The 12301-nt window shown below is 42.7% G+C and carries 6 protein-coding genes; all 6 read right to left on the bottom strand.

Annotated elements, in window-relative coordinates; all coding sequences use genetic code 11:
• Nucleotides 1-3: 3 nt before the first annotated feature.
• The 6 genes from GPK58_RS04725 to GPK58_RS04700 all read right to left on the bottom strand — a co-directional run bounded on the left by GPK58_RS04725 (nucleotide 4) and on the right by GPK58_RS04700 (nucleotide 11691).
• Nucleotides 4-864 carry a class C sortase gene (locus tag GPK58_RS04725; RefSeq protein ID WP_227752307.1) on the bottom strand — a complete coding sequence of 287 codons (861 nt, stop codon included), beginning with the start codon at nucleotides 862-864 and terminating at the stop codon, nucleotides 4-6.
• A gap of 141 nt (nucleotides 865-1005) precedes the next feature.
• Complete coding sequence (locus GPK58_RS04720; protein ID WP_215638295.1) at nucleotides 1006-2460, bottom strand: SpaH/EbpB family LPXTG-anchored major pilin; 1455 nt, start codon at nucleotides 2458-2460, stop codon at nucleotides 1006-1008.
• A 68-nt stretch (nucleotides 2461-2528) separates the two neighbouring features.
• On the bottom strand, nucleotides 2529-8570 hold the full coding sequence (locus GPK58_RS04715) for a SpaA isopeptide-forming pilin-related protein (RefSeq protein WP_215638294.1): 6042 nt from the start codon (nucleotides 8568-8570) through the stop codon (nucleotides 2529-2531).
• Nucleotides 8571-8934: 364 nt separating this feature from the next.
• On the bottom strand, nucleotides 8935-9852 hold the full coding sequence (locus GPK58_RS04710) for a helix-turn-helix transcriptional regulator (RefSeq protein ID WP_330627203.1): 918 nt from the start codon (nucleotides 9850-9852) through the stop codon (nucleotides 8935-8937).
• A gap of 723 nt (nucleotides 9853-10575) precedes the next feature.
• Nucleotides 10576-10755 carry a hypothetical protein gene (locus tag GPK58_RS04705; protein ID WP_215638292.1) on the bottom strand — a complete coding sequence of 60 codons (180 nt, stop codon included), beginning with the start codon at nucleotides 10753-10755 and terminating at the stop codon, nucleotides 10576-10578.
• Nucleotides 10756-10779: 24 nt separating this feature from the next.
• Nucleotides 10780-11691 (bottom strand): Rpn family recombination-promoting nuclease/putative transposase, encoded by a 912-nt coding sequence (locus GPK58_RS04700; RefSeq protein WP_215638291.1) that lies wholly within the window; start codon nucleotides 11689-11691, stop codon nucleotides 10780-10782.
• Nucleotides 11692-12301 lie beyond the last annotated feature (610 nt).

The raw sequence follows: 12301 nt of genomic DNA, 5'->3' as shown, positions 1-12301 counted from the left end.
AAATTATTTCCTGCGTCGTTTTTTGTTCTGAACAGAATTGATACCGGCAACCAGGATCACCGCGATCACAATTCCGATCACAACACAGAGAGCAAGCATCGGAAGCGTCGGATTGGTGATTCCGGTAACCTTCTTCTCTGTTTTCTGAACCGCCTTCGCAGCCTTCATCGGAACTCTGTGTCCCCTCACCAGAAGTCTGTGCGTATTCACCGCATAAGGCGTACACGTAACCAGCGTTACATAATCATCCCCATCCGTGATACCCAGAGACTCTGTCTGCTCCGGAAGAACGGTAAGAATCTGATCCACCTCGTAGGCAAGAGTCTTACCCAGCACATGCAGGTAAAAAACATCTCCCTCTTCCACAAGATTCAGATCTGTAAAAAGTTTCGCACTTGGAAGTCCTCTGTGTGCCGACAAAATACAATGGGTACTCTTGCCGCCAACCGGAAGACTGCTGCCGAACAAATGACCGGCGCCCTTCTCCAGAGACTCATCTGTCGTGTAATGATAGATTGGAATGCTCACATCGATCACAGGAATCTCCACATACCCCATCATTCCATCACCATTCAGGTTCAGAAGAGACTCATATGTACTGTCCGTCTGTCCATCCCTCACGGAAAAAGCATCCGGCACACTTTCCTGCTTGATCTGTTCGTTATACTCCTGAGCTGCCTTCCACATACTGTCAATCTTCTCCGAATTATCATCCGAAGAAACACTGCTGCTATAATTACTGATCAGCAGGCTGTCCCTGTACCGGTTCCAGGCATCACTGACCATTGGATACAGCAGTATGGACAACCCTATCAGAAACAGCAAACCAAGTCCAATATAATTTTTCTTCTTATTCTTTCTCATAGGTTTCTCCATACTGTTGTATTTACCACTCCCGGCCCCCGAAAGGGCCGGGCGGTAAAAGATTTACTACTTTATTTTAATACTTGCTTTGTCGTTGCTTATAAATAATTTTTGAATTGAATCGATCCGGCAATCAAACGATTACTCCTCAGATCCTTTTCTGCGGCTGATGAAGAAAGCACCAGCAGCGCCAGCCATAACTACAACACCGATGATAGTGAAGAGGTATGTTCCCATGCCACCTGTGGCTGGAAGGGAGTTGAGTTTGGTATCATTTAACTTATCACTATTTTTAATAATCGCTGTAGCTACACCCGTCTGAGTAAGCTCAATTGTTTTACCATCTGTATTGATAGAATATCCTGTTGGTGCTTTTGTTTCTTTAAAATGATAAGAACCAACGTCTAAACCTTCTACAACAATTTTACCTTCTCCATTAGTTATAACAGTGGTAGTTGCATCTTTTGCATCTGGAGCGTATCTATAATTTCCATTCTCCTGCTGTTTGAACTTTAATGGTGTAGTTGCATTATCTTTATATACTTCAAATTCAGCGCTTGCTAATACGTTATTTTCCTTATTATCACCATATTTCGTTAAAGTAATTTCTCCGGTAAATACCTTAACAGGAACATTGTTTGCGCCGTACTCTATATTTGCTACATGACTGCCTGCTTTGTTCTCTACGGTTAATGCGTTTACTTTCGCAGTATAAGTAACTGTGATTTTCTTTCCAGCATTTGGATTATCTTTAGACGCAACTAAGCTATTTAAATTGACAGTAAATTTTGTTGCATCTTTAGGATCTACAACGATGCTACCAACCTGATCATTTGTACCTTCCATTTTTACACTACTAACAGAATCAGTACCAGTTAAATAATAATCAGCACCAGTAATTTTATCAGTGATTGTAAATGTTCTGTTCTCTGTATTTGCTGCATCAATAAAAGGTACGTGTGCTTCAATTGTATAAGTTACAATATCTCCAATTGCTACTACATGATCTTCATCTGCTGTTGTTTTATCTACAGATGTTGAAGATTTTTTAGCAGCTACTTCTGTACTTGCTAACGCTGGATATGGCTCGCCAAATCCTACATAAGCAGTTGCTGTTTTATAAGTATAACCTTCTTCTTCTGCTTTAATTGCATAAATACCAGCTTTATTTACTTCAATTTTTGTTTTTGTCTTATCTGTTAATTCTGTGAATCCAGGAAGTCCTGCAACTTTACTTAATGCTAAGTCAATATCTGCTGCTGTTACAGTTGCTGCTGTTACGCCAGTCGGTAAAACAACAGTATCATTTTGAAACTGAATTAATCCCCAGATAACTTTCTGCTGTGCATCAGAGGAATCTGCAAGTTTTAATGCATCTGTAAAGCATTTTCCTGCTCCATTCATAAATGCCCAACCAGAAGTTGTGCTCTCATCCTTTTGAATGATCTGCATATACTCAACTTTTTGTGCATTTTCAAAATCTTTAAGTTTAATTACAACATTTGCATTTCCATCTGCAAATACTGCTGTGCACATGGACAGTACCATAACCGCTGCCACTAATAATGCACCAATCTTTTTAAATAAATTTTTCATAAGGTTTGCTCCTTTCTTTCTCTGCATTTTTCTTTTTCGCCCTTCATCGGCCATTTACAATTAATGTGTTACGATCTCTTTGCTTCTTCCTCCCTTCGTTTATTATTTATAAACAACAGGAGTGCAGTTGCAAGAATCGCTACACCACTGATTGTAAATCCATAGGTTCCCGGACCACCGGATTCTGGTAAGGAATATACCTTTGCATTTTCAATCTTATATCTCTCATCAGAATTCTTTACTATTACTGTTTTTCCGTCATTCTTTGTAACTGTAACTTCTCCGTTATTTTTAATGACGATTTTCCAAGGCTCAGTTACTAACGAATAGCCTGTAGCTGCTTTTGTTTCATTTAACAGATAATTACCTGGAAGCAATTTTTCAAATCCAAATGTTCCACCATTTTCAGATGTCACAGCTTTGACTTTGTCACCTTTAGTCCAGCTTTCATCCGCTTTATAAAGTGTAAACATTGCTCCATTAATCGTTATATTATTATCTGCCGCATCAACTTTTACAAAATCTACATTAGCCACAGTTTCTTTGTTAGTATAATCAACTTTACCAACACATCCTGGACCTGCATAATTTGCATAATCAACACTTCCAACGTTCAGTGCTTCAGCCTCTAATGCATTTTTGTTATCGTTGTCTGTACCAATTGTAAATTTGATATCTTTGATATCTTTACTCTTTTCAGATTTACAATTAGTTACCTTTGAATCATTACTTGCATCTAAAAACTGATAACCACTCAGGCTTACTTCCTGCACAATATACTCACCACGAGCCAACCCGGCAACAATGGCTTTTTCGGATTCATTATTCCCCATAGTGAACTTAGCGTCGGTATTCCCAGCTTTTACAGTCGCAGTTACTGTTTTTACAAGATTTGATTCATCTGCACTACCTTTATAAATATTAAAGGTAAATGTTCCCTCTTTCTTTGCAGCATCTTCAAGCTTCTTAGTAATCTGAATCTGACCTTTGATAATATGGATTGTATAAACTCCATATTCTTTACTTGGATAATTCTTAGTGTCGCTATTTATAGCGGTTACTGTGTGAGTCTTTCCACCAGCAATATGCCCACCTGTATTTTCTGTACTACCTGGCTTTGTGTCAACTGTCTCTGTCGGTTCACCAGCATTATACGTTACTTTTAGATAATATCTAGTAGGATCTTCTGTTGGATGATCCCCTGCCATACTCTCCAAATCAGTAAGTTTATCATTTCCAAATGTTTCATCTTTCGCCCAACTACAAGTAAGATCATCTCTAGTTACCCGTACTGGCTCCAGTTCTTTAGTCGTCTCATTATAGACATAGTTTTTGCTTTTCTGCAAAATAGAACTCAACATAGAATCTGGTAAATCAGCTGTCGGTGTTGGATCTCCTAAGAAAATAACCTTCTCAAGATTATCCACTGTCAGATCTGCTTTTACATTAACTGTTGGCTGTGGTAAAATTGCATCTCCATATCCTGTAGAAATCTTTGAATCCGGTGATACGTTGGTTGGAACATTGTTGCCACCGATGTAATCATCTTTGGCTTTTACTTTAATAGATTTACTCCAACAAGCATTGCCGGCTTCATTTTCCTTTTTATTAGGAATTGTCTGTCCTTCCCATTTAATACACTGATTTCCCTTAGCATCAAGATAAACTGTTCCGTCATTAACTTGGACTGTTTTTCCATCCTTTAACTGATCCGCTGTGATAGCCTTTCCATCTTTATCAAGAATTACAAATCTCGGATCAATTACATCTGTAATAGTAGCATTCTGAATAGCGGAAGGCTCAGTAACTGTGTTTTGGATTGTCTCAAAAATTTTAGCAAGCTCCTCCGCATTAGCCGCATTAAATGCACAACCTTCAGATGCAATTCCTGGATAATTTTTCGAATCATTTTTATCACCTGCCAGGAATTTTTGTCCTCTCTCACTTAATGCAAAACCTACCGTAAATACTTTGATACCTTTATCCTTTAAGCTCTTAGCGGCAGTTTCTGCCTTTTGCTGATACTTCTTATCCCACTTATCACTAGGACCTGTTGGTTCTCCATCGGTAAACAAGATTACATATTTAGGATTTTTAGCATTATTCAAGAGTTCCAATGCTTTATTTAATGCTGTATGTGGTGATGTTCCGTCAATTACAGACAACCGACTAACATTTTTTATCAAAGTATCCTTATTTTTATCAACATTTAACAATGTCTCTGTAGCATTTTTAACAGCTGTATTAAATGGCGCTAGTCCTATATTACTCTCAGATGAACTTGTAGCCGTATTTCTTATAAATTGATTTACTACTTCTTTTAACGCAGTTATTCTTGATGGCCACTCATATATATAAGCCCAATCAGAATCGTTAATCTCCTTCCAAGAACTATTATTATAATACATCCACTTATTACCTACATTAATCATTGGATACTTATTAACCCAACTATAGTAATAAATCTTATTTGGCTTCAATGAATTTCTAATATTATTATATTGTCCAACGCTAACGTACCTTGCATTCGTTTCTCCCGCTGTCTGTGTATAGCTCATGGAGCCAGAAACATCTAATGCCATTACTACATCCGCAATTCCACCTGTTGTTACTACGCTAGAACTTGTTGTTTTGGATGATGCTGTAATATTGATGTCATAAGTTCTCTTATCCCAGTCGTTTACAGTTGCAGTCTTACTGTAATCCATACTGGATTCAATAATCTCCTGCTGTGTATAATTCATGATATGATACAATGAATCACTTGTATCTTTTTCTATCTTTGTCTTGCCATCTGCTTTATAAAGAGTTGCCACTGCCTTCTTATCATCAGATAACGTAACCTTTACAATCCAAGATTCATTTGATGCTTCATATCCATCAGGTGCAAGGTCTTCTGTTAATGTATATGTCCCAAGTCCTAACCTTGTAAAATTAACACGTCCTGTTCCATCTGCTGATATAGCACTCTGTGATTCTTTGGTTTTTGAATTTACAAGAGTAAATTGAGCACCACTTAACGCTTTCTGATCCTTATTGACTTTTTTGAGATCAAGTTCTGCAACACTGGCAAGTACATTGGTAACCACTACCACTGGTCTACTGCCAACTGTAGCTTCCTTAGAAATAACATTTCCATTCTCATTTGTTGTCTCTTCACCATTGATTAAAACCCGATCATATCTGTCCTTTGATACACCAAGTTCTTGAACCTTATAATTCTTATTTTCCTCAAGTCCAGAGAAAATTGCCTTCTGACCAGGTTTCAACGTAAACACATTATCGTAGGGAACGCCATTTATTTCTTCACGATTGAACTCAACTTCGCTATCATCGCTTAAAGTACCTGCAGTATTTGATGGAACATACTCCCCTTTGTCATCCTGAAGAAGTAACTGAAATTTAAACTCTACATTTGCATACTTCTCCTTATCCGTATTACTCAACTGTTTTTCAACCGTAACCGACTTCTTCGGAACTGTTGGAAGATTGAACTTAAGCTTACAGTTGGAATCACCCTTACCTCTTTCGAGATAATAGAAATTGATTGTATGCGCTGTGTAATCTTTAAAAATACTCTTTCCGCTAACAAAATCTCCTTTTATATTTGCATCATTAAATAATTTTTTTAAATTTGTATTAATGTTACTACCAACTTTAACTGTACCATCAGCAAAATTAATAGAACCAAGCACTTCATTATGAATACCACCAATATCCAACACCAAAACGCCATCGATGTAAACCCATACATCATCATCTCCAGAAAACTCAAATACCATATTATTACCATTAATTTTTCCGTCTTTTGGCTGAATGAATTTAGCTGACATTGTCATACCAAAATGGAAATCTGGAGATTTTTCTGAAATTTGAGGAATACCCCAGTATTTATGATCACCTAATGTATTGAATGGAAAGAAACTTCCATGTTTCGAACCTTGTTGTAGGTCTATTGGATCTTTACTACTTCCTGGTACCTTATATACAGTAAACTCTTTTGTATTTTTATTAAACTGTGCAAAATTTTTAGTACTATCATATTCATAGTAACCATCTGCATCTTGTTTAAATAAGTAATTTGCATCAGAATAAAACTCCTTGCCCGTACCTTCCTTCGTTGAGAATAAATACGAACTACTCTCTTTTTTACCCTTATCTACTATCGGATATGAATCTTCTCCCAATCTCTTTTGCATAATGCCAAGAGAGAGATCAGATGGCCCTCTATACTTATTATAATCCTCGTTTCCTCCATCACTTCCATTACTAAACTTCAAAGAATGACCTTCATTTATTCCAGCAGTATCGTAATTAAACATATTGATAGTAATACCTCTTTTAGCACTATCAACAGTTTCCTCCACACCATAACTACTAGTTGTCTGTACAGAAGTGAAATCATCTGCCAACCATACAACTGAGAAAGTAGAAAAACTCTCTGTTTCAAAGTTTGCACTTTCAATCTCTCCATTGTCGGTTGTACTTACTTCAGCCTGTCCATCGTTGCTCATATTAACAACTTCTGTGACATTACCATTTGCATCCTCCACAAAATGTACCAGAGATACATTCATGTTTTCCTGTGCTGTATCTGTTTCAGCTACATCTTCTGGGATTTCTGCTTCTTTGTAGGCTATAGATACCCTGACACTTCCGTTCTGCGGTTCGATCTTAGTTCCATCGTCATTCAGAAAACTAATATCGTATGCAAGAAAACCTGCTACTGTATAACTCTCATTTTTTGCACCCTCGTGAAGCTGTTTCTCGATATCTGCATACTGGTCAGAACCTTTCTCGATCGGAGTCACAACAAACTGTGCACCTTCCGGAATAACGCCCTTCGCTGCTGTTGCAGTTACAACTACATTACCAACTTCCTGGGAATAAGAAACTTCTTCGCTTTCCAGAACATCCTCAGGCTCTTCTGCCTCATCACTGCTATCAACAACCTGTGCCATATCACTTCTTATGTAAGCCTCGGTTCCTTCCCAGGAAACCTTGTACCAGGTTGCTCCGTCCTCTGCTGTTACGGTATCCAGAAGTGTGAGCTGTGTTCCTGCGTTTACAGTTGCCAGAACCTCTGCCTCGACAGATGGACTGACACGAAGATTCGTATCGTCTCCCAGAACCTCGATCAGGCTTGTCTCACCATTCTCATCTGCTGCCGGAACCTCATCCGGGCTCGCAATATCCTCTGCCGGTTCTTCCACCACATCCGGATCCTCTGCCGGCGCTTCGGTAGGTTCAGCATCCGGATTCTCTGCTGCCGGTGTCTCAGCTGCATCCTGCTCAGGCTCGTCCGAAATATCCATTCCGTCCGTAAGCTCCTCTGATGCGATAGACACCTCGTCCCCATTACCGGAAACAGCTTCCGCCTCGACATCTGCTGTCTCAGGAGAATCCCACATAACGGCAAAAACAGCTGCGTTGCCAGTCTCAACCTGAAGTGTCTGGATCTGTTTGCCCTCGTTGACATTCAGAACCTTCAGATCTTCGTTGGCCTGTAAGGTGTTAACATCAGTATCACCGGTACTGCTGTTATAATGAAGCTTCTCAACGGTTACACTCGTGCTGGCTGCATCGGTAAGCTCCGGTGCTGCCGGTGTCTTGTACTCAAAAGTTACTCTGACTCTGCCGTTCGGCTCGACTCTGTTTCCGTCGCCATCAGCAAAATACACATCATACGCAAAAAAACCTCTCAGGCTGCTGCCCTTGTCTGTAGCTGCTGCTGAAAGCTTCTGAGAAACTGTATCATAAGATACGGATGAATTCTCGTTTACGCTGTCAGCCTTCAATGCTGTATTCTGCGGAAGAGCTCCGTCCTCCAGTGCCTCTGCTGTTACTTTAACAGAATCATTTTCATATGTAAGCGTCGATTGCTGCGCCTGTTCCGTTTCCTCCTGGTCAGCGCTGCTTACATCCGGTGTCGATTCTTCGGCCGCTGGTTCAGATGTAATTTCGCCATCTGTAAATATATCCTCCGTTCCATCTCCGAACGCCTCACTCGCGGAGATCGTATATGCACTCGGCATACAGGATACCATCAACGCCAAAGCCACCATAAATGCCAGGAGTTTTCTGATCTTATTATTCCTTAATTTTTTCATACCTTTCCCGCTTTCCTATGTGTGCATTAACGTGTACTGTATTTCTTATTACTTTACTTCTGTTTATATTCCTTTCTCTTAAAAAAGCTTCATGTTTTTAGCCGGTGAGTAAACAGGTTACACCTTTTCAATATTTTACCCTTATGTGATTGTAGTGTCAATATACCAGGCATTTTTGGTAAGGATATTGACATTATCAGATGCTATCGAGAATCAGTCTTCAACTCCTCCTTCTTAACTTACTCGTTTACTGGTTCTTTTCGTCTGATTTCTCCGATAAAATCTGACTATTCGTGATATTTATTATACAACACTACCAGTTGTTTTGTAAGGCCCGTTTTTTCAAAAAAAAGTGCCTCTGTCACTATTTTAACATGAATTTCTTCAGCTCATCCCGTTTCTTGACATTCAGCTTGCAAAAGATATCCGTAAGGTAATGCTTGACAGTATTAATGGAAATCCCCAGATGCTCTCCGATCTCCTTATTGGTCCATCCCCCACTTGCCAGCATGGCAATAGAAAACTCCATCGTCGACAGCTCCCCCGTAACCTTTCTCCGGTTTTCCGGATTATGAAGCGCCATCCAGCCCCTGCTGAAAGAAATCACCCCCTCCGTGATCCGCTGATACGCCTCCGGATCCCGGTTCCGGATACAAGCCTCGATCAGCCCCCGCAAAAGCCCATGATGCTCAATAAAAGGCTCCAGAAACCCATCCATCTTCGCCAGCTCCCAGCTCCGGAGCATCTCCTCCTGCGCCTCCTGCTTATGCTTTCGGTTGATCGCACACACCGCCATCATACAGTGGATATACGTCATACTGATCGGATACGACCTATCCGCCATAAACAAAGCAGCCTTCCCCATCCCATAAGCACTCCATATCTCCCCGTTAAGATAAGTATGGTGCGCCATCACATACGTGGCAAAAAGCCTCAGTCCCTCAGGAAGCATCCTGCTGTACTCCCCAAAAGCAGGCATCCCATCCGTAGGCAGATGAAGCAAAACCGCCCCCACATACCCCGCCAGAAGACAGGACGCATAAACATCCTTAGGAACCTTCTTCTTCATAGCAATCTTCACACAGGACTGGATCCCCTCCATCCCCCGCTTAGCCGCCGCCACATTCCCCAGCGTCAGATTAGAATACCCATACAAAATACACGCCGAAAGCTTCAGCTCAATAACCCTACTGGACAGATACCCCCTCGTGATCTCACAACACTCCTCCGCTTGCCCCGTAAAATAAAAAAGCTCAGCCCGCGCAATATTCCTCAAATCCACATTCACAAACCCCTCAACAACCTCCCGAGCCCTCCCAGGCTCAAAAGACGAATTCAAAAGCGGCAAAACCACATAATCACACATACACTCCACTCCCCTCCAAAACCCAGGCAGCCCCCAAAAGACCACCCTCAAAACCAAACCAACAAACCTCCGAAGCCCTCACACAAACCACATCAACACACATCCGAAGCCCATCACACACCCCTCATCAACACACATCCGAAGCTCATCTCTCAAGCCACATCAGCACACATCCGAAGCTCATCTCTCAAGTCCCACAAAACAGTCACCAAAACTCCGGATATCAATCAACCAGTCAACCAATCAGGCCAACCATCTTTTTCCATAATTATAATCCAAAATCCTCCAAAAATAAATTTAAATATTACACAAAAACACTACAATATATCCAAACCAACCTCTATTCCCCAATCCCCTCACGACAAACCGCAAAAAAACTCACCTCACCCACATCCAACGCAGCGCCGATGCCCCACCCCCTCCCGGCACATCACAAGGAAACTCAGCCCCTGCAGCCATCCAGCGCAGCGCTGATGGCCCACCACCTCCCGTCAGGCCACCACACCTCACACCCCCAAAAAACAGAACGGACAGGCTGCCCCGCTGGCAGCCTGTCCGTTCGTCCCTCCCTCCATTCATCCCACAAAAAAAGAGCCCCCAGGCCCAAACACCCAGGGACTCTCCCAAAACCAAACAATATCATCTACCCCTCCGCAGCTTCCTCAGTTCCCTCTCCAACCGATCCGCACGCGCCTTCTCCCTCAACATATTCGCCCTCTCTTCACTCCAACCCTGTTCAATCCCTTGAGCGATTCCTTGACTAATCTCCTGTTCGATTCCCTCATTAATCCACATCTGCTCAATCTCAAAACTCTTCATATACGCCACCATAACCTTTCCGCCTCAAACATCTCTTCTACCTCTCCGTAGCTTCCGCAGCTTCCTCAGTTCCCTCTCCAACCGATCCGCACGCGCCTTCTCCCTCAACGTATTCGCCCTCTCTTCACTCCGCCCCTGTTCAATCCCTTGAGTGATTCCTTGGCTAATTCCTTGGCTAATTCCCTGTTCAATCCCTTGGGCGATTCCTTGACTGATCCCCTGTTCAATCCCCTTATTAATCCACATCTGCTCAATCTCAAAACTCTTCATATACGCCACCGTAACCTTTCCATCCTCTTTAACAACCCTGACCATCTCCAGCAACTCCCTCAAAACATCATTTACCGCATTCACCTCCCTGGTATCCTCCATAAACCGAAGCAACGCCACCAGCTCCTCAGGTACACCCGCGCCATCCCCCTTCGTATTCAGAAAAACCGTCCTCAGCCCATCATCATACTCCATCTCCGGAATCTCCTCACACATATTCCGGATCGTATACACCATCCTACCCCGATCAAACGGATCATACGAACAGACAAAAATAACAAAAACCCTCTTAAGCTTCCCGAAACCCTCACCCTTCTTCAAACATCGGCTATCAATGATCGCATGATAAAACCTCACCCGCTTCGGCAGATCCTTCAGACTCACAACATCACCATTATTATCCGGCTCAATATCAAAAACAGAAGGATCCGCCAAAACATCCATCAGCTCCTCCTCAGCCAGAACATCAAGCCGCGCCCCGCGAAAACCCTCATCCCGGCCACCAAAAGCCCTCTGCGCAACAACCCGCAGCCTCCCGATCTCACGCCCCAGCACCACCTGCAGCAGCAACCTGCAAAACCTCTCACCAATACCAGGAAACGTCATCACCGCGTTAAACAAAAAATCATCCAGAAGATTCATATCCTCAAGCCGCTTCCTCTGCATAAGCTTCCTCCTTTCACTATGATGGCAAAAGAAAAAACCTCACACAACCAACCGGCTCCTCCCCGCCATATTTATACAACCAACCATATGGGGATCAGATAGCCGAACGGCCCAGAATGTTCCCAGATATGTACCTTCAGTATAACCACCCCACCATCAAAAGTCAACAAAAACCCTTCGACAAAAACCGCCAAAACCTCATTCCACTGCATCCACCACAGCGCCGATGCCACACTCCCCCCACAACGCATCCACCACAGCGCCGATGCCCATCCCCTCCCGGCACACCACAAGGAAACTCAGCCCCTGCAACCATCCAACGCAGCGCTGATAGCCCACACCCTCCCAGCACACCACAAGGAAACTCAGCCCCTGCAGCCATCCAGCGCAGCGCTGATGGCCCACCACCCTCCGGCACACCACCACACCTCACACCCCCAAAAACCAGAACGGACAGACTGCCAGCGGGACGGCTGCATGGTCGGGACCCGGTGCGTCGGAGTAAGCCGCTGGTCATACTTGGCGCCTGGGGCTTCTGACGGGAAGGTACTCTGCGGCCACAAGCCGCAGAGTAAGCCCCATCTGTCTGAGCCAGGTACGCATCAGCGTA

Source organism: Blautia sp. MCC270, from assembly GCF_018785605.1.
Classification (GTDB): domain Bacteria; phylum Bacillota; class Clostridia; order Lachnospirales; family Lachnospiraceae; genus Blautia_A; species Blautia_A fusiformis.
Note: the sequence above shows the minus strand (reverse complement) of the source record. Positions and strands in the feature narration are given on the sequence as shown.